Origin of the sequence: Halomonas sp. ML-15 (genome assembly GCF_014779595.1) — a bacterium.
Lineage (GTDB): Bacteria > Pseudomonadota > Gammaproteobacteria > Pseudomonadales > Halomonadaceae > Franzmannia.
This window is the reverse complement of sequence record NZ_JACXZT010000019.1, coordinates 847087-868332: the sequence shown is the minus strand read 5'-3', so window position 1 is coordinate 868332 and position 21246 is coordinate 847087. Positions and strand designations below refer to the sequence as shown.

Sequence of the window (21246 nt, the reverse complement as noted above, 5' to 3'; positions counted from 1 at the left end):
GCCTTGATCCTGCGCCGCACAACGCCTTTAATAAATCGAAATCAAATTGATGGTGGCTTCAATATGTCTGAAGGCTCATCCGCTGCCCTGGACCTCGAGCTGCTACGCAGTTTCCACGCCGCCACCCGGCTCGGTTCGCTGGCGGCCGCCGCCGAGGAGCGCCACCGCACCCTGGGGGCCATCAGCATGCAGATCAAGCGCCTGGAACAGGCGCTGGGATCGCGGCTGCTGGATCGCGGCCCCCGCGGCGTGACACCTACCGCCTCCGGCGAGGCGCTGCTGCAAGAGTCGCGCGAGCTGCTGCGGCTGCACGACGCCATGCTGTCGCGCTTCACCGGGCGCCGGCTGGCGGGCAAGGTCAAGCTCGGCCTACCCGAGGACTACGCCCGCGAGCTGCTCACCGGGGTCCTGCCGGAATTCATGGCCCACCACCCCGATGTGCTGCTCGAAGCGGTCACCGCCACCAGCGGTGAGCTGGCACGCCAGCTCACCCGCTCGCAGCTATCGCTGGCGGTGGTGCTCGACCGCCCACACCGCCTGCCCGATGGGGAGCCGCTGTGGCAAACCTCGCCGGTGTGGGCCGGCCCGCGCACCGGGGATCTCACCCAGCGTCCCAGCGTGCCGCTGGCACTACACGAGGTGGACTGCCCCTATCGCGAGCTCGCCACCCAGTCACTGGAGGCGGCCGGCACCGCCTGGCACGCGGTGTTCACCAGCACCAGCATTCATGCGGTGGAAACGGCAGTGGAGGCAGGGCTGGCGATCAGCGTCATCGACCGCGAGCGGCTGACGCCGGCCATGCGCGAGCTGGGCACCGAGGAAGGATTACCGCCGCTGCGCCCCTGCGAGGCGCGGCTGCATATGGCGCAGCATATCGAAGCGGCCTCGCGACCGGCGGTGATGGCGCTCGCCGCGCTGCTGCGCGAGCGCCTTCAGGCCCGCGGACCATGGCGAGCACTGCCGCTAGCCTGAAGGGATCAGGCCTACTTGTCAGGCTAACATGGGACGGTTGACGAACGCCTTGAGGGCGCGGATCAGATGGGCAACATCGCGACTGCCGGCTGTCTCGCGGATCGAGTGCATGCCCCACTGGGCCACCCCCACATCCAGCGTCGGCACACCGAGCTCGGTGGCGGTAATCGGGCCGATGGTACTGCCGCAGCCCATGTCGGCACGGGTCACGAAGGTCTGTACCGGCACCCCGACCTCGAGGCACAGGTCGCGGAACATCGCCGCAGTGCCACTGTTGGTGGCATAGCGCTGGTTGGCATTGACCTTGATCACCGGCCCGCCGTTGATCGCGGGGCCGTGTGCCGCGTCGTGCTTGTCCGCGAAATTGGGGTGCAGCGCATGGGCGTTGTCGCAGGAGATCATCCTGGATGACTGGATCAGCCGGATGAACGACTCTTCGCCGGGCGCGCCGAGCTGCTCGCAGACCCGGCGCAGCACGTCGGCAAGGAACGGCCCCTGGGCGCCGCAGGCACTGGCACTGCCGACTTCCTCATGGTCGTTGGCGACCAGTACGGCACCCTGCTGTCCATCGGAGTCGAGAAGCGCCTCAAGGCCGATGAAGCACGACAGCAGATTGTCGAGGCGGGCGCTGGCAACCAGCTCTGCGTTGACGCCGACCCGCGCCGGCGGCTGGGTATCGTAGAGCGCCAATTCGAAATCCAGCACCTCGGCCCGCTCCAGGCCGTGCTGCTCGTAGAGCCAGCGGCTCAGCAGCGACGCCAAGTCCTGCTCTTCGCCGCCCTGCAGTACCACCGGCGCCATCTGCGTCTGCGGATTGACGGCACGGCCGTTGTTGGCCTCACGGTCGAGGTGGATCGCCAGACTAGGAATGATCGCCACCGACCGCTCGACGTTGAGCAACACGCCCTGCAGGCGCCCATCCTCGCGACGCACATGGACGCGCCCTGCGAGCCCCAGGTCGCGGTCGAACCACGGCGCCAGCAGCGCACCGCCGTAGACCTCCACGCCCAGTTGCAGCCAGCCCTGCTGGTGCAGCGACGCATTGGGCTTGAGGCGCAGCCCCGGGCTGTCGGTATGCGCACCGATCATGCGCAGCGCGCTGAGCGGCTCGCTGGGCAGCTGCAGGGCGATGATCGAGGAGTCATTGCGCGTTACATAGACCCGCTCGCCCGGGGAAATCTGCCAGACATCTGTCTCCTCCAGGCGACGGTAGCCGGCACGCTCCAGACGCCGCGCCATGTTGGCCGTAGCATGCCAGGGTGTCGGAGATGCTTGCAGAAAGGACAACAATCGTTCCAATGTAGGGTCGTGGGGCATGATGATCCTCATCTAAGAGTCTGTGTCTGGCGACGCAGGCTGCTACAATGCCGGCTCGGCCATGGCAACTCAGGTGCCGGACGCTGGTCTAGGGAAGAAGTGTACATGAAACCGGGAGTGCTTCATTGATGAGCCTGATTGCAGCCATTCGGCAATTGAGTGCCTTTGTGCTGGTGCTGATGATAAGCACCGCTATACATGCCCAACCCGAACCTTCCGATGCTCAACGTCAGGCTGCCACCGAGGTCGCCGAATCGCTACGCTATGGCCACTACGCCGACGTCAGCCTCGGCAAGGCGTGGTCGCGGGAGGCCTTTCAGCGTTATCTGGAGGTGCTCGACGGTCAGCGCGCCTACTTGACCCAGGCCGATGTCGACGAATTTCGTGATCTTGAGGGCCAGCTCGACAACGTGCTCTATGACGGTGAACTGGAGCCAGTCTTCGCTCTCCACCACCGCTATCAGCAGCGCCTGGAGTCGCGCCTCAACTGGATCCTGGATCGTCTTGACGAGGGGTTGAACTACACCTACGACGACGACGAGCGCCTCGAGCTCGACCGCGATGAAGCCCCTTGGGCCGAGAGCCAGGCCGAGCTCGACGAACTGTGGACCAAGCGGCTCAAAAATGCCGCCCTCAGCCAGAGTCTCAACGACCTCGACGACGAGCAGGTGATCGACAACCTGCGTCAGCGCTACGAGGGACAGCTGTCACGGGTGCGCCAGACCAACAGCGAAGACATCTTCGGCCTGTTCATGGCCGCCATGACCAGCACCATCGACCCGCATACCGAGTACATGTCGCCCCGCCAGGGCGAGTCCTTCGATATCCAGATGCGGCTGTCGCTGGAAGGCATCGGCGCACTGCTGCAGAGCGAAGGCGAGTACGTCAAGGTCTCCAGCCTGGTGCCAGGCGGCCCCGCCGAGCGCGCCGGCGTGCTGGAGCCTGCCGATCGCATCATTGCAGTGGGCCAGGAAGACGAAGAGGAGATGGTCAACGTCATCGGCATGCGTCTTGACGAAGTCGTCGACCTGATCCGCGGCCCCAAGGGCTCTGTGGTACGCCTCGACGTGGTGCCCGCCCAGGCCGTCGACATGACCCGCTCGCGGGTCGTAGAGATCACCCGCGACACCGTCGACCTGGAGGATCAGGCCGCCAGCAGCGAAGTGGTCGAAACGACCCGCGACGGCCGCAGCCACCGGGTCGGGGTGATCAAGATCCCGACCTTCTACGTCGATTTCGACGCCTGGCAGGCCGGCGAGGACGAATATCGCAGCACCACCCGCGACGTGGCCCGCGAAGTCGAGTCGCTCAAGGAGCAGGGTGTCGAGGGGATCGTCCTCGATCTGCGCAACAACGGCGGAGGCGCGCTGCAGGAAGCCAACTCATTGATCGGCCTGTTTATCGACCGCGGTCCCACCGTGCAGGTGCGCGACGCCCGCGGCCGCATCAGCCTATACGGTGACACCGAGAGTGGCAGCCTTTACGAGGGCCCGCTGGGGGTGCTGGTCAATCGCCTGTCGGCCTCGGCATCGGAGATCTTCGCCGGCGCCATCCAGGACTACGGCCGCGGCGTGGTGCTGGGCAACCGCACCTTCGGCAAGGGCACCGTACAGACCATCAATGACCTCAGCCACGGCCAGGTCAAGCTGACCCGCGCCAAGTTCTATCGCATCTCCGGGGAGAGTACCCAGCACCGCGGCGTGGAGCCGGATATCGTGTTCCCCAGCCTGCTCGATCCCGAGATCATCGGCGAGAGCGCCCTAGACAACGCCCTGGAGTGGGATACCGTACGCGCCGTGCAGTATCGCAACTACGGCGAGCCGTGGCGCTACCTCGAAGAGCTAAGCGCGCGGCACCAGGAGCGCGTTGAAACTAACCCCAACTTCATCTATCTCGAGTCTCAGGCCGAGCTGGCCCGCGAACTGCGCGAAGAGCAGACCAGCGTCAGCCTCAACCGCGAACAGCGGCAGCGCGAGATGGAAGAGCTGGAGGGGCGCCAGCTTGGTCTGGAGAATGATCGGCGCCGGGCCTTGGGACTTGAGCTACTCGACGACTGGGTCGACGCTCGCGGCGAGGATGAAGAGGAGAGCGAGCCCGCCGAGCGAGCCAAGCTGCTGGAAAGCGCCGAGGTGCTCCTCGACTACGCGCTGCTGACCGACCGGCGCTAAACTCACCCGCACGGCCTACCCCACTGCCCCGCCTCCTAGGCGGGGCAGTGGTTTGTGCATTCGACTATGCTGATATCCATACTGTGTGCCATGACAGGGATGTCAGCATGAACGCCTCTACCCTCTTCGCGGCGACTCGCGTCCGCCACTTCGTCGCCATGCTCCTGGCCAGCGTCGCCTGGCCGCTGCTGGCCGATGACTGTGCGTCCATCGACCCCGCTAGCCAAGCTCAGTTGGCGGCACTGATCGACGCGTGGGACGCCGCCTACTACCAGCGCGGCGAGCGGCTGGTCGACGACAGCCTCTATGACCAGACGCGCGAGCGACTGACACGCGCACAGTCCTGCAGCGGTTTGCGCTCCGATGACACATACCATGAGCCAGGCGGCCCCCTCGACCACCCGGTCGTCCAGACCGGCCTGGCCAAGCTCGACGACCAGGCCAGCCTGGCGCGCTGGATGCAGCGCCGCCAGGCGCACTCGCTGTGGGTGCAGCCCAAGGTCGACGGCGTGGCCGTGACCCTGGTTTATGAGCATGGCCGACTGGCCCGGGCGATCAGTCGCGGTGATGGCGAGCGCGGCAGCGATTGGCTCGAGCATCTGCATCAGGCGCCCCACGTTACCCAACGTCTGGCGGCCCCCTACCCGCCGCGCGTGGTGCTACAGGGCGAGCTCTACCTGCGCCTCGAAAACCACGTGCAGGCCGAACACGGCAGCGCCGGTGCACGCAGCGCCATTATCGGCTTGATGGCGCGCCACGCCTGGCAGGCGGCAGATGCCGAGCGGGTGGGGCTGTTCGTGTGGGACTGGCCGGACGGCCCTGCCGAGATGCCGCAGCGGCTGGAGCGACTCGACGCCTGGGGCTTTGCCGACAGCGTGGCGATGACTCAGGCCGTGACCCAGGCCGACGAGGTCGCCACCTGGCGCCAGCGCTGGTATCGCAGCGCCCTGCCCTTCGCCACCGACGGGGTGGTGGTGCGTCAGAGCCAGCGCCCTTCCCCGGACGCCTGGCAGGCAGCACCGCCAGACTGGGCGGTGGCCTGGAAACACCCTGCCCAGCAGGCGCTGGCCGAGGTGCGCGGCGTCGAGTTCCGCGTCGGCCGCACCGGCCAGATCACCCCAGTACTCAGGTTGATGCCCACTCTTCTCGACGACCGCACCATTCGTCGCGTCAGCCTTGGCTCACTGGCACAGTGGCAGCAGCACGACATCCGTCCCGGCGACCATATCGCGATCCGCCTCGCCGGCCTGACCATCCCCCAGTTCGAGTCGGTGCTGGCACGCCAGACGCCGCGTCCGCCACTAGAGGCCCCCGATCCCGCGGCATACCATCCGCTCAGCTGCCTGCGTCTGACGCCCGGCTGCGAGAGCCAGTTTCTGGCCCGCTTGACATGGCTCTCGGGACCCGAGGGCCTGGATATGCCCGGTATCGGTGAGGGCAGCTGGCAGCGCCTGCTAGATGCCGGGTTGATCGAGGAGCTGCTCGACTGGCGTGACCTCAGTTCGACACAACTGCAACAGGCCCACGGTGTCGGCGAGGTGCGTGCCGCACAGTGGCATGCCCGCTTTGCCGCTGCCGACGACTATTCGCTGCCACGCTGGTTAGCGGCGTTGGGCATGCCCAGCGTGGCACCTGAGGCGCTACATGACGCCAATGGCGCGGTAGTGCTCGACGAACTGCGCCGGCGCTCCGCCGCCGACTGGCGCGCCAAGCCCGGGATTGGCGAGATCACCGCCGAACGGCTGGTAGCGTTCTTCACTCATCCGCGCATCGGTGCCTGGCTCGACACGCTGCCCGCATCAGGCCCAGGTTGAGCGCACACTTCGGCCAGGCGGCGCTCGAGAAAGCGCTGCTCGGCCGCCTGGGGCGACAGCGCCAGCGCCTCGCGGTAAGCCACGGCGGCCTCCTCGTAGCGTCCCAGTCGGCGTAGCAGGTCGGCGCGCACCGCCGGCAGCAGGTGGTAGCCCGGCAGATGAATGTTATCCAGCAGCGCCAGGCCGACCTCCAGGCCATCCGCCATAGCGATCGCTACGGCGCGATTGAGCGCCACCACCGGCGTCGGCTGCATGGCGTGGAGCAGGCTATAGAGCGCTGCAATGCGTCGCCAGTCGGTGTCTGCGGCGCTGGGCGCCTCGACGTGCAGCCCGGCAATCGCGGCCTGCACGCCGTAGGGGCCAGGCGGGCCCTCGCCCAGCATCTGCTGCAGCTGGGCACGCCCCTCGTCGATCGAATCACGCTGCCAGCGCGAGCGCTCCTGATCCTCCAGCAGCACGATATCGCCGTTCTCGTCGAGGCGCGTATCGCGCCGCGCATCGTGGAACAGCATCAGCGCCAACAGACCGCGCGCCTCCGGCTCGGCGGGCAGCAGGCCGACCAGCAGGCGCCCCAGGCGGATCGCCTCCCGGCACAGCTCCTCGCGCACCAGCCGCTCGCCACTGCTGGCTGCATAGCCCTCGTTGAAGATCAGATAGATCACCGCCAATACCGCATCGAGACGCTCACCAAGGGTCTCGTCGTCCGGCACCTCGAACGGAATGCCGGCATCGCGGATCTTGGCCTGGGCACGCACCAGCCGCTGGGCCAGCGTCGGCACCGGTAGCATAAAGGCGCGAGCGATCTCCTCGGTGGTCAACCCGCCCAGGGTGCGCAGCGTCAGGGCCACCTGGGCAGGCCGTCCCAGCGCCGGGTGGCAGCAGGTAAACATCAGCCGCAGGCTATCCAGCGGCATCTCGTCATCCGGCGCCGGCGATTCGCTCAGGGTCTGCTCAAGGTGTATGGCCAGTTCGTCCTGCTTGCGCTCGAGCATCTGGCGATGGCGCAGCTGATCGAGCGCCTTGTGACGGGCGGTCGCCGCCAACCAGGCCAACGGGCTCGGCGGCGTGCCCTGCTCCGGCCACTGGCGCATGGCGGCCTCGAAGGCCGCCTGCAGCGCATCCTCGGCCAGGGCGAAGTCACCAAAGCGGCGAATCAGGCCCGCCAATAGCCGACCATGTGCCTCGCGGTAGAGTGCATCGAGGTTCATAGCCTACATACGATAGGCGGGGTCTACCGGCCGCACCTCGACCGAACCCCCGACGCGCAGCGGCGGGATACGCCGGGCCAGCGCCAGCGCCTCATCGAGATCGCGGCACTCCACGACATGGAAACCGCCCAACTGCTCCCGCGCCTCGGCGAAGGGCCCATCATGAGTCACCACCTGGCCATTGTGCTCACGCAGCGTCGTGGCGCTCGCCACCGACTGCAGCCGAGCGCCCCCACGATAGGTGCCACTGGTGACCATCTCCTGGATCAGCGCGTGGTAGTCGTGCATTACCGCATCGCGAGATGCGTCCGGCAGCCCCTCCCAGAGCGCCTCATCGATACAGCACATCAGCATGTATTGCATGTCACTTCTCCCCCGTTTGTCTGACAAGGCCGTTCACCCTGGTCATCACCCTATCGCTGCAGGACGGCACTATTCGACATTGCTTAGGGGAATTCCTAGATAACGCTAGTGGCCACATCGTCCCTATCCTCGGAAAGGATAGAACGCCTTAGCCATTCGACAAGCCGAACACTCCGGCGTGGATTGTCGCTGGGTGAGAGCCACAGGCACAGTCGAGCGGGGGTCTCGACGCAACCCCAGGGGGCGACGAGACGCCCAGTCCGCAGGTCATCCTCGACCAGCAGCCGGGGCGCTATCGCCACCCCCAATCCCGCCACTGCCGCCTCCATCAGATAGTAGAGGTGATCGAAGCCCTGCCCGTCGACCAGCGCCCGATCAAGACGCGCCAAATCGAGGCCATGCGCACGCACCCAATGCGGCCAGGCCTGAGGCCGCGAGGCGGTATGCAGCAGCTTGGCGTCAAACAGCGTCGCCGGCTGCTCCGGATCGAACCGAGAGGCCAGTGACGGGCTCACTACCGCGCAGATCTGTTCTGCTGCCAATTCGATCACCTCCACGCCGGCCGGCCACGGCGGTGCGGAAAAGGTCAGCGTCGCGCTCACCTCGTCCTTCCCGGGGAGAACGTCACTCTCGCTGGAGACGACATGCAGCTTGAGTTCGGGCAGCTCACGATGAAGGTGGTCGAGCCGGGGAATGAGCCAGCGCGCCAGGAGAGTACCCGGACAGGCCAGGATGAAGGGGGAACCTTCGACGTCACGCTTCAACTGGGTACAACTCTCCCGCAAGCGGGCAAATGCCTCGCCTACGCCGCGCTGAAACCGTTGCCCGTGACTCGTGAGTTCCAGGCCTCGGCCTGCCTTGGCAAACAGTGCGACGCCGAAGTGTTCCTCCAGGCTGCGCAGCTGACGGCTAACCGCACCGTGGGTAACACTGAGTTCTTCCGCCGCAGCCGTCACGCTGCCCAACCGCGCGGCGGCCTCGAAAGCGCGCAAGGCGCTAAGGGAAGGCATGGAGTGCAACATAGACTTGTGATCCTGGCTCACATGTAGCGGCCATCTTATCGATATTTCGCCCCGCCTGTCTGCGCTAGCTTCGTTACATGACTTCCCATGATCCCTGCGAGGTGCCCCATGACCGACGACTCGATGCAGCCTGATGGCAATGGCATGTTTGGCCGCTTCGGCGGTCGCTTCGTCCCCGAGACGTTGATGCCACTGATTGCCGAGCTGCAGGCCGAATACGGCGCGGCTAGGAATGACCACGAGTTCCAGTCTCGACTCGCCTACTTCCAGCGCGACTATATTGGCCGCCCCAGCCCCCTCTACTTCGCCGAACGCCTGACAGAGCACTACGGTGGGGCAAAGATCTACCTCAAGCGCGAGGAGCTCAACCATACCGGTGCGCACAAGATCAACAGCTGCATCGGCCAGATCCTGCTGGCCAAGCGAATGGGCAAGACACGCATCATTGCCGAGACGGGCGCCGGCATGCACGGCGTCGCCGCGGCCACCGTGGCGGCCCGCTTCGGCATGCCCTGTGTGGTCTACATGGGCACCACGGATATCGAGCGCCAGCAACCCAACGTGCTCCGCATGAAGCTGCTCGGCGCCGAGGTCATTCCTGTCACGACCGGCACGGGCACGCTCAAGGACGCGATGAACGAGGCGCTGCGCGACTGGGTGACCAACGTCGATGACACTTTCTACATCATCGGCACCGTGGCCGGGCCACACCCCTATCCCGCCATGGTGCGTGACTTCCAGGCGGTGATCGGACGCGAGACTCGCACCCAGATCCTCGAGAAGGAGGGGCGTCTGCCCGACTCCCTCGTCGCCTGTATCGGCGGCGGCTCGAACGCCATGGGGTTGTTCCATCCCTTTCTCGACGACGCGACGGTCGACATGATCGGCGTCGAGGCCGGCGGCAAGGGCAACGAAACCGGCATGCATGCGGCGAGTCTTAGCGGCGGAGTACCCGGCGTTCTGCATGGCAATCGCACCTACCTGCTGCAGGATGGGGATGGTCAGATCACCGATGCCTACTCGATATCGGCCGGGCTCGATTATCCGGGTATCGGCCCGGAGCACGCCTGGCTGCATGAGCAGGGGCGCATCGACTACGTCTCGATCACCGACGACGAAGCGCTCGAGGCGTTCCAGAGCTGCTGCCGTCTGGAGGGCATCATCCCGGCGCTGGAGTCGGCCCACGCCCTGGCCGAGATCGCCAAGCGCGCCCCAAGACTGCCCCGCGACCACCTCATGGTGGTCAACCTGAGCGGACGTGGCGACAAGGACATGATGAGCGTCGCCCACCATCTCGGCGAGAACTACCAATGAACGCTGCCAAGGAGACTCTCATGCACAACGCGACTCGCCTCGATAACCGCTTTATCGCGCTCAAGGCGGAGCAGAGGCCGGCACTGGTGACCTACATTGCCGCTGGCGATCCCGACCTCGAGACCTCGCTGGAGATCCTCAAGGGGCTGCCGGCGGCTGGCGCCGATATCATCGAGCTCGGCATGCCATTCAGCGATCCCATGGCCGACGGCCCGGTGATACAGAAGGCCACCCAACGCGCCCTCGAAGGCGGACAGAACATGGCCCGGACGCTCGAGATGGTGCATGCCTTCCGCCAACAGGACACGCAAACGCCGCTGGTGCTGATGGGCTATTACAATCCCATCTTCCGCTACGGTGTGGAGCGATTCCTGGAGGATGCCGCCCGCGCCGGTGTCGATGGCTTGATCGTGGTCGACCTGCCCCCCGAGCATGACGCCGAGCTATGCCTGCCGGCCAGGGAACATGGCATCGCTTGTATCCGTCTCGCCACACCGACCACCGACAGCCAACGGCTGACCCGGGTGCTGGAGAATGCGTCGGGCTTCCTGTACTGCGTCTCGGTGAACGGCATTACCGGCGGCCTCGCCCCGGCACTCTCCGATGTCGAGGGTATGGTGGGTCGGCTGCGCCAGCATAGCCACTTGCCGATAGCGGTCGGTTTCGGCATTCGCAGTGCCGCGCAGGCCGCCGCGATTGGCCACTTCAGCGATGCCGTAGTGGTCGGCTCAGCCCTGGTAGAGCGCATTGAAAGCGCCGACACTCGGTCTGGCGCCGTCGAGGCAGTTCATGGCCTGGTGCGGGAATTGGCCGAAGGCGTGCGGCGGGTTAGGTGATGTGACGCGGCTCCGCGGCAAGCTTGGCCGCCATGCCGGCCAGCACGCCGCCCATGACGTAGCGCTGCACAACCAGCCAGGTGGGGCGCTGCTGAAACCAGGTGGCGATGCCCGCCGCCGACAGGGCGATCGCCAGGTTGACCGTGAAGCTCACACCGATCTGGGTGAAACCCAACACCAGGCTCTGCAGGAGCACCGAGCCATGCTCGGGCGAAACGAACTGCGGGAAGATCGCCAGGTAGAAGACGGCGATCTTGGGATTGAGCAGGTTGGTCAGAAAGCCCATCAGGAACAGCTTGCCAGGCCGGTCCACGCTGAGCGTGCGTGCCTCGAAGGGAGAACACGCGCCTGGCCTGACGGCCTGCCACGCCAGAAAGAGCAGGTACAAGGCACCGAGCCACTTGAGAATCTCATAGGCCAGGGGGATGGCCAGAAACAGCGCGGTCAGGCCGACGGCCGCCGCCAGCATGTGTACCAGGAAGCCCGCCATCACCCCAAACAGCGAGATCACTCCCGCTGCTCGCCCCTGGCAGACCGAACGCGAGATCAGGTAGATCATGTTCGGCCCCGGGGTCAGTACCACGATCAGGGCGGCCATGGCGAAAAGCAGCAGATCGGACAGCGGTATCACGGCGTTCTTCTCCTTGTCGGACAGGTGGCATCCAGCTCCAGTTCTTCCTCAGGCCGGCCGCCTGGCCAGCAGCGCCCAGACCCCGGCGCCCGACAGCAGCGAACCTCCCAGCAGATGGAAGCCGCGCTGAGCACGTGGCGTGGACAGCAGGCGACGAGCGGAAGCGGCAAAGAACGCGTAGAGGGTGGCATTCAGCGTGGCCAGGGTGACGAAGGTGGCGGCCAGCACCCACAACTGCGGCGTTACCGGCATCTGCGGATTGAGGAACTGTGGCAGAAAGGCCATGAAGAACACGATGCCCTTCGGATTGAGCGCCGTGACCAGGTAGGTATTGCCGAACAGCTTCCAGCGCGACACGGACTCCGCCGGGGTCAGCACGACGCTCGTACTCGCTCCGGCACGCAGCAGCTTGATACCCAGGTAGAGCAGGTAAAGCCCACCGACCCACTTGACCGCGGTAAACCAGAACGCCGAGGTGGCCAGCAGTGCACCGAGGCCCAGCAGTGACATCGCCAGGGCCGTGGAATCACCCAGGGCGACGGCAGAAACCAACGGCACATTGGCACGCCGTCCCGAGGCCAGCGAATAGCTCATCACGGTAAGAATCGTCGGACCAGGGATTGCCAGCATCACGGCAGAAGCGGCCACAAAGGCCAGCCAGAGCTCGATGTTCATCTCTCTTGTCTCATTATTGATGAGTTAACGACCCTGTCAGCATGCCCAGGCAGGGCATTGGCCGGCAAGCAAAAATTTTGTTCGTTGGGCTCAATGATTCACCGTGTCGCTATCCTTAATTCGAGGCTTCTGCAAAGGCCTCTCTCAGCCATTCGGCCACCCGCTCGAGGGCAACGTGGCCTTTGAAACGGCCATGCCGAACCAGTTGATAGCGAAGTCCCGGCAGTCTTGGCCCGAAGGGTGCCTGCAGCACGCCGCGCTCGAGTTCCGCCTTCACCAGGGCCAAGCTCAACAGCGCCACACCCTGCCCGGCGATGGCGGCCTGTATCGCATGGCTCTCGTCGGAGAAGGTCAGGCTCGCACCCAGGTCGGCCATATTGCCACCCGCCGCCTGACACCAGTGCTGCCACGACGGCAGGCCCAGCGTAGCGCAGTACCAGTCGAAGACGATATGACGAACCGCCTTTAGGTCTTCGTAGCGGGCAAGGCCCAACTGCGGGCTGGCCACCAAAGCAAAGCTGTCCTCGGCCAGTACTTCCGCTTCATGCTCCGGATAAGGCCCCATGCCGTAACGAATCGCCAGCGACGCACCGCGTGACAGATCCAGTGGCGCCTCGCTGGCATGGATGCGCAAGTCGATATCGGGGTGTCGGGTATGGAAATCGGCCAGTCGCGGTAATAGCCATTGGCTGGCGAAGGCCGGGGTGCAGGAGAGCGTCACGCTGGCGGGCGCCGAACGTTCGCGCAGCGTATCCAGGGTGTTGCTGAAGGCATCGAAACCACGCTGCAGCACGGGAAACAGATGCTCCGCCGCTGGCGTTGGTACCACCTGACGCACGCGCCGCTCGAACAGGGCCACGCCCAGCAGCGTTTCCAGCTCGCGCACCTGGTGGCTGATGGCCGCCGGGGTCACGGCCAGCTCCTCGGCGGCCTGCTTGAAGCTGCGATGGCGCGCCGCCGCCTCGAAGGCGCGCAGTTGGGAGAGCGGCAGCAGGCGTCGATTCATATGGCCTCGTTTCGTGGATGCTACTTATAGACAAATTCAACTTGTCTATCTTTCAAGAATAGATCGTTTGTCAGCCCAGTATCATCAGGAAGATCCTGTCATCCATGCAGCAGATAGATGAATTCAACTGACAGGAGATTGTCCCATGGCCACCCTACTCCACCTGGATGCCAGCGCGCGCCCCGGTCGTTCCGGAGTCGATCCCCACGGCTCCCACTCCCGGCGCCTCAGCGCCCATTTCGTCGAGCAATGGCGACTGGCGCGTCCCGCTGATCGCATCCTCTATCGCGACCTGGGCCAGCATCCGCCGCATCCCGTCACTGGCGATTGGATTCATGCCGCGTTCACCAAGCCGGAGGCCCGCGAACCCTGGATGCATGACGCCCTGGCCGAGAGCGATGCCCTGGTCGATGAGCTGCTGGAGGCCGATCTGATCGTCGCCGGCGTGCCGATGTACAACTTCGGCGTCCCCGCCGGCTTCAAGGCGTATATCGACAATATCGTGCGGGTCGGGCGCACCTTCGGCTTCGACCGCTCGCGCCAGGGCCTGCCCTACTGGCCAATGCTGACCGATATGCACAAGCGCCTCGTGGTGCTGGGCTCCCGGGGCGACTATGGCTACGAACCGGGCCAGCGCATGGCCCATGCCAACCACGTCGAACCGCATATCCGCACCGTGTTCGGCTACCTCGGTATCGAGGACGTGCACGGGATCGCCGTGGAGTACGACGAGTTCGGCGACGAACGACTGCAGCGTTCACTGACCCAGGCCGAGCGGGATATCGATTCGCTGGTGGAAGCGTTGGCGGCGAGCCAGAAAACAACCCACAACATCGTTGCTCCGATTCACGACTGACCTCGGCTGGCCCGTAACGCTCATTCCGTACACGGGCCAGCCATGCCGCATCTTGCCCAAAGGGACGAGATGGCTATAATGCGCCGCTCATTCCAGTGCCCACGGGGCAGATCAACCCTCTCTGTATCAGGGATGAACGGCGCATGGCGGTACGACTACATCTCTTCGGTGCCTCGGGGTCAGGCACAACGACGCTGGGCTCGGCGCTGGCCAAGCGGCTGGATATCCCCTTTCTGGATACCGACAGCTACTACTGGCAGCCAACCGATCCTCCGTTTACCACGAAGCGTGATCCCGCTGAGCGAGTTGCCATGATCGAGCGCGAGATAGCCGAGTGCGATTCATGGGTACTTGCCGGTTCCCTGTGCAGCTGGGGGGATCCCTTGCTGCATCACTTCACCCTGGCGATATTTCTCTCGCTCCCCCATGCGCGACGCATGGGGCGGCTGCTCGACCGCGAGCGAGCCCGCTATGGCGATCGTATCCAGCCAGGCGGAGACATGCATGACACCCACCGGGAGTTCATGGACTGGGCCAGGCGCTACGACACCGGCAAGGCACCGCTACGCGGCTTCGACCTTCACGAGCGCTGGATGTATCGTCTCACCTGCCCGATCATGCGGCTCGACTCCCGGCAACCGGTAGAGGCACTCTGCGACGCTGTGATGATGCACCCCACCTGCCGGCAGACACCAACGTCGTTGTTACGATCATAGTGTGCAGGACTCGGCCTGTGCCTCGTGAGTTTCCCCCACCTACCACTTTCTCTGGCTCAGGCAGAGCAGGGTATCGATCGCTGGAGGAAGCGTTGGCGGCGAGCCTTGAACCACGTCTAATCGCCAATCAGTAAAACAACGTGGCCACTGCTCGCTTTGCTGACTAAGAAGTCCTTGGCTTATATCCAAGCTCTCGGGTAAAGCACCCGATAGCATCGATAACCTCTTCGGGGTTCATCTCCAGAGCCGAGGTGCCGATATGCACCTCAAACATGGACAGGCCCTGATACGGTGAAGGCATGGCCGCGTCGAATAGCCAGATTCCTTTGTGGTCGGCTACTTTGTCTCGCGCCTCACGCATGTCTTGAGCAGAGGCCTCGATGATAATCTGGAAACTAGGCGTGCATGGTTGCTGTGGATTCACCCTGACCACGCCTTCCACTTTGGCAATCTGCTCGGCCAAAAGGTTGGCTCGCTCGAACATTGCCGGCACGCGGGGGAGCATTACCTCGAGGCCTTGCAAGGCAGCAAGAGAATAGGGAAATTGTCGATACAGTTTCTGTCCCAGTCGGTGCTGCCAGATACGTGCTTCTGCGATGAAGTCCGCCGGGCCAAGTAGTGCCCCACCCGCAAAGCCTCTCAATACTTTGTATAGCGAGACGTACAGCGTATCAAAAGGCGCAGCAATCTCGGCCAGCGTGCAACCATAACCCGGCTGCGCTTCCCAGATACGCGCGGCATCGGCATGCAACGGGATGCCTTGCGATCGTGCATGGTCAGCCATTTCCCTCAGTTCATCCAAAGGAATGGTCACACACCCGAGCGGTCGCAAAGCAAGCTCTATGACTGCCGCACCGAGCGGCTCTTTGATCGCCTTGAGGTCCTCGATAGTCGTCTGCTGATCGTATGCGCCGAGCTTAGTGCTCTGTAAGCCAAATAGCTCGCTATATGCCTTGGCCTCCCACTCTTCAATGTGCGAGCGAGGGTGAATGGCAATACGGTTGCACTGGCGACGCTGGGACCAGATCTTAAGAGCAATGTTCTGGGCCGCTTTACCTGAGGGCATAAAGACGGCCGCCTCATGGCCCAGTAGCTCGCAAAGACGCGCCTCCAGCTTCTCGGTCACGCCAACCCCATGACGATCCATGGGCATATTTCCCGCATACTCCGCCAAGTCCAGCAGCGCATCACGGCACGTCGAAGGGACATCATAAGAGAGTGGCCGCGGCGAGGAAGTGTCAACCATAACTGTCCTTTTAATTGTCTTGCCGTGTTCAACTCGAAGACTAGCAGGTAGCGCACCGAACCAGTTTCACATCACGGTTCCTGGCCGGCGAAACGGCGTCGCCAGCCTACCTCCTTGACCCGCGCTATCAACGCCTGCGCGGCCGATGAGCCAGGATTCGCAAAGGCGTAGAAACAGGCATCGGGCAAGGGCGGCATCCCCTCATCGGCGCCCAGGGCTCTGAGACCATCGCGCAATTGGCTGCGGGCCACCGGAGCCACCGCAAAGCCCGCCCTTGCCGCCGCCAAGCAGCCCGCCATGCTGCTGCTCTCGAATGCCAGTCGCCAGGGCTTTGCCGCCTGACTCAAGGCCGTGATGGCCGACTCCCGATAGATACAAGGCTCGGGAAAGGCGGCCAGTGCGACCTCGCCCGCTGCAGCGAAGGGTCGCTGGGCCGCGAAGGCCCAAACCAGCTCCTCTTGCCATAGCAGCTCGCCGTTCTCGGCCACCCGTGAACACTGCTTACCGAAGACCACCTCTAACTGTTCGGCTTGCAGCTGTCTGATCAGCCCGGCGGTGATCCCCACCTTCAACTCGATGGACGCCTGGGGATGCCAGCGATGGAAGGTTTCCAGTACCTGAGGCAGCCAGCTACCGGCGAAGTCTTCCGAGGCGCCGATCCGTATGCGTCCACTGATACTCGCGCCGCTCAGTCGGGCTCGGGCCTCGCGCTCCAGACCAATGATATTACGCGCATAGGTGATGAGCAGCTCGCCTGCCGCGGTCAGTTGAAGGCTACGTGTGGTGCGCTCCAGAAGCCGGCTTTGGGTTGCCAGCTCCAAGCGCTTGATGTGGCCACTGACGGCCGATGGCGTCAGCGCCAGCCGTTCGGCAGCGACCGCAAAGCCGCCGCTCTCCACCACCTCGAGAAAAGTACGCAGCAGCACGATATCCAGGCTTGTGCGAGACACGGCCATGCCACCTCACTGTTCATGAAATATCGTCAATACCATGCAACTCATCACGAATCATCGCACAGCAAGGGATTACGCTCCTAGTGACACTAACGAGAGATGACGCCATGACGACATATCGGAGCATCACGACCCCAACGCTGGAAGTGGGCTACCTGGAGTGGAATCCACAGGGCCAGCACACGGCGGTACTGCTGCACGGCTGGCCGGATAGCCCCGAGGGTTGGGCCGACGTCGCCGAGCGCTTGGCCGCAGCAGGCTATCGCGTGCTATGCCCGGCACTGCGCGGCTTCGGACCGACCCGCTTTCGCCATGCGCACACCATGCGCAGCGGGCAGCTCGCTGCCCTGGGGCGCGACCTGCTGGATTTTATCGCCGCCCTGAAACTGCAGCGCCCGATCCTGGCGGGGCATGATTGGGGCGCCCGCGCCGCGGCCAATGCCTGTGGCCTCGGCGCCGAACAGGCCTCCCACCTGATCATGATGTCGGTGGGTTACGGTACCAACGACCCACAGCAGACCATTTCTCTCACTCAGGCCCGCAACTACTGGTATCACTGGTATATGGCCACACCTCGCGGAGGGCGAACCGTCGAGCAGGATCGCCATGCCTTTGCCCGCATGATGTGGGACAGCTGGTCGCCGCCTGACTGGTACCAGGAGAAGGATTTCGCCGTAGCGGCCACGGCCTTTGACAACCCCGACTGGGCAGATGTGGTACTGCACTCCTACCGGCATCGCTGGGGGTTCGTCCCTGGAGACCCGACCTATAACGAAGATGAGGCGCGGCTCAACCCGGCGCCGCGACTGGCGGTGCCCACACTGGTGCTGCACGGCGCTGCCGATGCCTGCAATCACCCCGATAGCTCCGCCGGCAAGGAGAGCTTCTTCACCGGCCCTTATCGGCGCCAGTTGCTGGAAGGCGTCGGTCACTTCCCTCAGCGGGAAGCCCCCGAGCAAGTGGCCGACGCCATTCTGGCCTTCGTTCAACGCTAAAGCATGCCCATCGATCTTGGTTGCTAAGTCATGATTGATGGGCGCATCTAGATATTGGCGCCGCCGTCGATGGTGAACTCCGCTCCGGTTACCGAGCGCCCTTCCGGTCCTGTCAGCCAGGCCACCAGGCCGGCCACGTCGTCGGCCTCGTTGTAGCGTGGAATGGCCATCAAGCTGCGCTGGGGATCGGAGAGTTCGCCATCGGCGGGATTCATATCGGTGTCGGTGGAACCCGGATGCACGATATTGACGTTGATCCCCCGAGACCCAAGATCCCGCGCCAGCCCCTTGGTCAGCCCTACCAGACCCGCCTTGCTCATGGCGTACAGGCTGATGCCGGGCCAGGGCACTCGCTGGGCGAGATTGCTACCAATGGTGACGATGCGCCCACCCTCCGGCAGATGTGCCGCCGCCGCTATCACTGCCACAACAGGGGCACGCAGGTTGATCGCGATGGTGCGATCCAGCTCCTCCAAGGTCGCCTCGTCGATGCTGCCGGTCGGGAAGATGCCCGCATTGTTGATCAGGATATCGAGGCCGCCCAGCTCGGCCACCGTGCGCTCGACGGCCGCCTCGATCGCCGCGGCATCGACGTTATCGGCGCGAATGGCCAGCGCCCGACCGCCTGCGGACCTGATCTCATCCACGACCGCCTGCGCCTGGGCCTCGCCGTTGACATAGGTTACCGCAACGCTTGCCCCCTCTGCCGCCAGGCGCCGCGCGATGGCGGCCCCGATACCACGGCTGCCCCCGGTGATCATCGCTACCTTTCCGTTGAGTCGCTGCATGTCTTGCCTCCGCTTATTGCGATTTATATAGTGAACGATACAAAAGCAAGATGGCTAGACATGAGGCTGCCTGTCAAGATATTTTGTAGTTATCGATACAAAAAAGGAGTTCGACATGGCTCAGCGCGGCAGACCCCGCGGCTTCGACAGGGAAGATGCCCTGCGTCGAGCCATGGAGGTGTTCTGGGTTCAGGGTTACGACAACGCCTCGCTCGCCGACCTGACCCGAGCCATGGGCATCAACGCGCCCAGTCTCTACGCCACCTTCGGCAGCAAGGAGGCGCTGTTCCAGGAGGCAGTGGCGCTTTACGTGCGCACGGAAGGCAGCGGTATCTGGGAGCAGGTGGACACGGCAGCGACGGCACGTGCCGCCATCGAACAGGTGCTGCGCACCACGGCCGAGGCCTTTACCCGTGGGGCTACCCCGAGGGGGTGCATGATCGTGCTGGCCGCACCGCAGATGCAGGGCGCCAATGCCCAGGTCTGCGACGCCTTGAAAGCCCACCGACAGGCCAACGGCTGCCTGCTGGAACGCCGCCTGACACGTGCCGTCGAGGAGGGCGAGCTGCCCGCCTCAACGGACTGCCGTGCACTGGCCAGCTATATCGTCACCCTGCAGCACGGCATGTCGATCCAGGCCCGCGACGGCGCCTCGCGGGAAACGCTGCTGGCGATCGCCGACTGCGCCATGGCGGGCTGGGAGGCCCTGACGACTGACCCGAACTAGCAGAGCGTGCAGGGCTCGCCTTTCTCCGCTGATGCCTCTTGGGTCTCACCTATCGCGCCGACATGGCGCAGGCTGACGATGGAGACCACCGCCAGTGCCAGGATGACGACGCCGCCCACCGTGGCGGTCAGGTTCAGTCCGGCGGTGAAGGCCTGCTGGGCTTCCAGCAGCAGCCCAGCAGGTAAGCTTTCACCAGCCGAAACGGCAGCCCAGAGGCTCTCCTCCACGACGCCGGATACGTCGGCAGTCACGCCATCGGCCATGACGTCACTGATCTGCGCGCGGTAAACGAAGGTCGCCAGGCTACCCAGCAGCGCAACGCCCAGCGCAACGCCAAGCTCCTGGACCATCTCCGACATCGCCGAGGCCGAACCCGCCTTATCCGCCGGCGCCGCGCCCACTACCAGATCCGTGCCCAGCGCGGCGATGGTGCCCAGGCCGAGATAGACCAGCGAGAACCCTGCTATCGCCAGCCCTACCCCACTGGCATTCACCTCGACGCTTGCCAGCAGCCAGTAGCCCAGCGTCGAGAGCGTCAGTGCGGCGCCCACCACATAACCGGGGCGGATACGGCGGGCGAGCAGCGGCGCCACGATGCCCGCCAGCACCATCATCAGCGCCGGCGGCCCCATCCAGAGTCCCGCCGCCAATGGCGTGAGCCCCGCCACCAACTGCAGGTACTGGGTTACCAGCAGCATGACGCCGGAAACACCAACAAGACCCACCAGCAATACGATCAGCGCAGCGCTGAAGGTGCGGCTTCCGAACAGCCGCATATCCAGCAGCGGGTCGGCCAGACGCTGCTGGCGTCGCACGAAGGCAATCGTCAGCAGCCCGCCCAGCAGCAGAGCCAGCACGGAAACGGGCTCGAGCCCCGCCTTGGCCATCTCTTTCACGCCGTAGACCGCCGGCAGCACCGCCGCCAGCGAGAGCAGCACGCTGGCGAAATCCAGGGGGCCGCTGCGACGGGCGCGGTATTCCGGCAACAGCAGCGGAGCGGCGATCAGCAGCACGACCACCACGGGTATTGCCACCAGGAAGGCCGAGCCCCACCAGAAGCGCTCCAGCAGCAGGCCCCCCACCACCGGTCCCGCCGCCATCCCCAGCGCGAACATGGTGGCCCAGACACCGATGGCCAGTGCGCGCTGACGCACGTCACCGAACATGTTGCTGATCAGCGCCAGAGTCGACGGCATCAGCGTCGCGCCGGCCACGCCGAGCACGGCACGGGCGGCGATCAACATGACGGCACTGGTGGAATAGGCCGCTATCACCGAGGTGATGCCAAAGGCCACGGCGCCGATCATCAGCAGTCGACGGCGGCCGATGCGATCGCCCAGCGTGCCCATGGTGATCAGGAACCCCGCGATCATGAAGCCGTAGGCGTCCATGATCCACAGCGCCTGGGTGCTGCTCGGCTGCAGGTCCGCCGCCAGGGCGGGTAGTGCCAGATAGAGAATGGTGACATCGAGGCCCAGCAACGCGGTGGGCAGCGCCAATACCGCCAGGCCGGCCCACTCCTTGATACCCGCCTGCTGCCGGGGCGAACGTGTAGTTGTCTCTTGCTCGGTAAGGGAAACCATGCCGCGCCTCCAGTTCTACATGGGTTGGCATGGTAGTCTTGGCCTAACTTTATAGG

General features: G+C 64.6%; 20 protein-coding genes. 9 read left to right on the top strand and 11 right to left on the bottom strand.

Annotated features, from left to right (window positions below):
• Window positions 1-63 precede the first annotated feature (63 nt).
• Window positions 64-972 (top strand): LysR family transcriptional regulator, encoded by a 909-nt coding sequence (locus IEI94_RS15795; protein ID WP_191168228.1) that lies wholly within the window; start codon window positions 64-66, stop codon window positions 970-972.
• A gap of 18 nt (window positions 973-990) precedes the next feature.
• On the opposite strand, the gene IEI94_RS15790 is transcribed toward IEI94_RS15795, so the two are convergent.
• The gene (locus IEI94_RS15790) at window positions 991-2289 is read right to left on the bottom strand and encodes a M18 family aminopeptidase (protein ID WP_191168227.1); all 1299 of its coding nucleotides are present in this window, start codon (window positions 2287-2289) and stop codon (window positions 991-993) included.
• Window positions 2290-2417: 128 nt separating this feature from the next.
• Here IEI94_RS15790 and IEI94_RS15785 point away from each other — a divergent pair, with 128 nt between their 5' ends.
• Both IEI94_RS15785 and ligB read left to right on the top strand, forming a co-directional pair.
• Entirely contained in the window at window positions 2418-4457 is a 2040-nt protein-coding gene (locus tag IEI94_RS15785; protein WP_191168226.1) for a carboxy terminal-processing peptidase, read from the top strand.
• A 107-nt stretch (window positions 4458-4564) separates the two neighbouring features.
• The gene (ligB, locus tag IEI94_RS15780) at window positions 4565-6271 is read left to right on the top strand and encodes an NAD-dependent DNA ligase LigB (protein WP_191168225.1); all 1707 of its coding nucleotides are present in this window, start codon (window positions 4565-4567) and stop codon (window positions 6269-6271) included.
• On the opposite strand, the gene IEI94_RS15775 is transcribed toward ligB, so the two are convergent.
• The 3 genes from IEI94_RS15775 to IEI94_RS15765 form a co-directional block, all read right to left on the bottom strand.
• Entirely contained in the window at window positions 6217-7479 is a 1263-nt protein-coding gene (locus IEI94_RS15775; RefSeq protein ID WP_191168224.1) for an RNA polymerase sigma factor, read from the bottom strand. The two genes, ligB and IEI94_RS15775, sit on opposite strands and share 55 nt — an antisense overlap.
• Before the next feature lie 3 nt (window positions 7480-7482).
• A complete protein-coding gene (locus IEI94_RS15770) occupies window positions 7483-7842 on the bottom strand; it encodes a YciI family protein (RefSeq protein WP_191168223.1) in 360 nt (119 codons plus the stop codon).
• A 95-nt stretch (window positions 7843-7937) separates the two neighbouring features.
• Complete coding sequence (locus IEI94_RS15765) at window positions 7938-8864, bottom strand: LysR family transcriptional regulator (protein WP_191168222.1); 927 nt, start codon at window positions 8862-8864, stop codon at window positions 7938-7940.
• A 108-nt stretch (window positions 8865-8972) separates the two neighbouring features.
• Here IEI94_RS15765 and trpB point away from each other — a divergent pair, with 108 nt between their 5' ends.
• Together trpB and trpA are read left to right on the top strand one after the other, a co-directional pair.
• The gene (trpB, locus tag IEI94_RS15760; RefSeq protein WP_191168221.1) at window positions 8973-10178 is read left to right on the top strand and encodes a tryptophan synthase subunit beta; all 1206 of its coding nucleotides are present in this window, start codon (window positions 8973-8975) and stop codon (window positions 10176-10178) included.
• A gap of 20 nt (window positions 10179-10198) precedes the next feature.
• Complete coding sequence (trpA, locus tag IEI94_RS15755; protein WP_191168220.1) at window positions 10199-11014, top strand: tryptophan synthase subunit alpha; 816 nt, start codon at window positions 10199-10201, stop codon at window positions 11012-11014.
• Here the strand turns inward: trpA and IEI94_RS15750 are convergent.
• From IEI94_RS15750 to IEI94_RS15740, 3 genes are all read right to left on the bottom strand, one after another.
• On the bottom strand, window positions 11007-11645 hold the full coding sequence (locus tag IEI94_RS15750; RefSeq protein ID WP_191168219.1) for a LysE family translocator: 639 nt from the start codon (window positions 11643-11645) through the stop codon (window positions 11007-11009). The two genes, trpA and IEI94_RS15750, sit on opposite strands and share 8 nt — an antisense overlap.
• A gap of 48 nt (window positions 11646-11693) precedes the next feature.
• Entirely contained in the window at window positions 11694-12320 is a 627-nt protein-coding gene (locus tag IEI94_RS15745; RefSeq protein ID WP_191168218.1) for a LysE family translocator, read from the bottom strand.
• 115 nt (window positions 12321-12435) lie between these two features.
• Complete coding sequence (locus IEI94_RS15740) at window positions 12436-13326, bottom strand: LysR substrate-binding domain-containing protein (RefSeq protein ID WP_191168217.1); 891 nt, start codon at window positions 13324-13326, stop codon at window positions 12436-12438.
• A 145-nt stretch (window positions 13327-13471) separates the two neighbouring features.
• On the opposite strand from IEI94_RS15740, the gene IEI94_RS15735 reads away from it, so the two are divergent.
• Both IEI94_RS15735 and IEI94_RS15730 read left to right on the top strand, forming a co-directional pair.
• On the top strand, window positions 13472-14182 hold the full coding sequence (locus tag IEI94_RS15735) for an FMN-dependent NADH-azoreductase (RefSeq protein ID WP_191168216.1): 711 nt from the start codon (window positions 13472-13474) through the stop codon (window positions 14180-14182).
• A 143-nt stretch (window positions 14183-14325) separates the two neighbouring features.
• Window positions 14326-14898, top strand: coding sequence for an AAA family ATPase (locus IEI94_RS15730; RefSeq protein ID WP_191168215.1), 573 nt, complete (start codon window positions 14326-14328; stop codon window positions 14896-14898).
• Window positions 14899-15061: 163 nt separating this feature from the next.
• On the opposite strand, the gene IEI94_RS15725 is transcribed toward IEI94_RS15730, so the two are convergent.
• Together IEI94_RS15725 and IEI94_RS15720 are read right to left on the bottom strand one after the other, a co-directional pair.
• Window positions 15062-16144 carry a threonine aldolase family protein gene (locus IEI94_RS15725; RefSeq protein ID WP_191168214.1) on the bottom strand — a complete coding sequence of 361 codons (1083 nt, stop codon included), beginning with the start codon at window positions 16142-16144 and terminating at the stop codon, window positions 15062-15064.
• Between the two features lie 71 nt (window positions 16145-16215).
• On the bottom strand, window positions 16216-17094 hold the full coding sequence (locus IEI94_RS15720; RefSeq protein WP_318153409.1) for a LysR family transcriptional regulator: 879 nt from the start codon (window positions 17092-17094) through the stop codon (window positions 16216-16218).
• A gap of 110 nt (window positions 17095-17204) precedes the next feature.
• Here IEI94_RS15720 and IEI94_RS15715 point away from each other — a divergent pair, with 110 nt between their 5' ends.
• Entirely contained in the window at window positions 17205-18092 is an 888-nt protein-coding gene (locus tag IEI94_RS15715) for an alpha/beta fold hydrolase (protein WP_191168212.1), read from the top strand.
• A gap of 47 nt (window positions 18093-18139) precedes the next feature.
• Here the strand turns inward: IEI94_RS15715 and IEI94_RS15710 are convergent, their stop codons facing one another.
• Window positions 18140-18880, bottom strand: a complete 741-nt coding sequence (locus IEI94_RS15710) for an SDR family NAD(P)-dependent oxidoreductase (protein WP_191168211.1) — start codon at window positions 18878-18880, stop codon at window positions 18140-18142.
• A 115-nt stretch (window positions 18881-18995) separates the two neighbouring features.
• On the opposite strand from IEI94_RS15710, the gene IEI94_RS15705 reads away from it, so the two are divergent.
• Entirely contained in the window at window positions 18996-19607 is a 612-nt protein-coding gene (locus IEI94_RS15705) for a TetR/AcrR family transcriptional regulator (protein WP_191168210.1), read from the top strand.
• Here IEI94_RS15705 and IEI94_RS15700 read toward each other — a convergent pair.
• A complete protein-coding gene (locus IEI94_RS15700; RefSeq protein WP_191168209.1) occupies window positions 19604-21190 on the bottom strand; it encodes an MFS transporter in 1587 nt (528 codons plus the stop codon). The genes IEI94_RS15705 and IEI94_RS15700 overlap by 4 nt on opposite strands.
• Window positions 21191-21246 lie beyond the last annotated feature (56 nt).

Excerpts from the sequence above, each read along its gene's own strand:
- IEI94_RS15710 (WP_191168211.1), bottom strand. The coding sequence starts at position 18,880 with ATGCAGCGACTCAACGGAAAGGTAGCGATGATCACCGGGGGCAGCCGT.
- IEI94_RS15785 (WP_191168226.1), top strand. The coding sequence starts at position 2,418 with ATGAGCCTGATTGCAGCCATTCGGCAATTGAGTGCCTTTGTGCTGGTG.
- IEI94_RS15795 (WP_191168228.1), top strand. The coding sequence starts at position 64 with ATGTCTGAAGGCTCATCCGCTGCCCTGGACCTCGAGCTGCTACGCAGT.
- IEI94_RS15725 (WP_191168214.1), bottom strand. The coding sequence starts at position 16,144 with ATGGTTGACACTTCCTCGCCGCGGCCACTCTCTTATGATGTCCCTTCG.
- trpA (WP_191168220.1), top strand. The coding sequence starts at position 10,199 with ATGCACAACGCGACTCGCCTCGATAACCGCTTTATCGCGCTCAAGGCG.
- IEI94_RS15770 (WP_191168223.1), bottom strand. The coding sequence starts at position 7,842 with ATGCAATACATGCTGATGTGCTGTATCGATGAGGCGCTCTGGGAGGGG.
- IEI94_RS15705 (WP_191168210.1), top strand. The coding sequence starts at position 18,996 with ATGGCTCAGCGCGGCAGACCCCGCGGCTTCGACAGGGAAGATGCCCTG.
- IEI94_RS15735 (WP_191168216.1), top strand. The coding sequence starts at position 13,472 with ATGGCCACCCTACTCCACCTGGATGCCAGCGCGCGCCCCGGTCGTTCC.
- ligB (WP_191168225.1), top strand. The coding sequence starts at position 4,565 with ATGAACGCCTCTACCCTCTTCGCGGCGACTCGCGTCCGCCACTTCGTC.
- IEI94_RS15730 (WP_191168215.1), top strand. The coding sequence starts at position 14,326 with ATGGCGGTACGACTACATCTCTTCGGTGCCTCGGGGTCAGGCACAACG.
- trpB (WP_191168221.1), top strand. The coding sequence starts at position 8,973 with ATGACCGACGACTCGATGCAGCCTGATGGCAATGGCATGTTTGGCCGC.
- IEI94_RS15740 (WP_191168217.1), bottom strand. The coding sequence starts at position 13,326 with ATGAATCGACGCCTGCTGCCGCTCTCCCAACTGCGCGCCTTCGAGGCG.
- IEI94_RS15715 (WP_191168212.1), top strand. The coding sequence starts at position 17,205 with ATGACGACATATCGGAGCATCACGACCCCAACGCTGGAAGTGGGCTAC.
- IEI94_RS15700 (WP_191168209.1), bottom strand. The coding sequence starts at position 21,190 with ATGGTTTCCCTTACCGAGCAAGAGACAACTACACGTTCGCCCCGGCAG.
- IEI94_RS15745 (WP_191168218.1), bottom strand. The coding sequence starts at position 12,320 with ATGAACATCGAGCTCTGGCTGGCCTTTGTGGCCGCTTCTGCCGTGATG.
- IEI94_RS15775 (WP_191168224.1), bottom strand. The coding sequence starts at position 7,479 with ATGAACCTCGATGCACTCTACCGCGAGGCACATGGTCGGCTATTGGCG.
- IEI94_RS15765 (WP_191168222.1), bottom strand. The coding sequence starts at position 8,864 with ATGTTGCACTCCATGCCTTCCCTTAGCGCCTTGCGCGCTTTCGAGGCC.
- IEI94_RS15790 (WP_191168227.1), bottom strand. The coding sequence starts at position 2,289 with ATGCCCCACGACCCTACATTGGAACGATTGTTGTCCTTTCTGCAAGCA.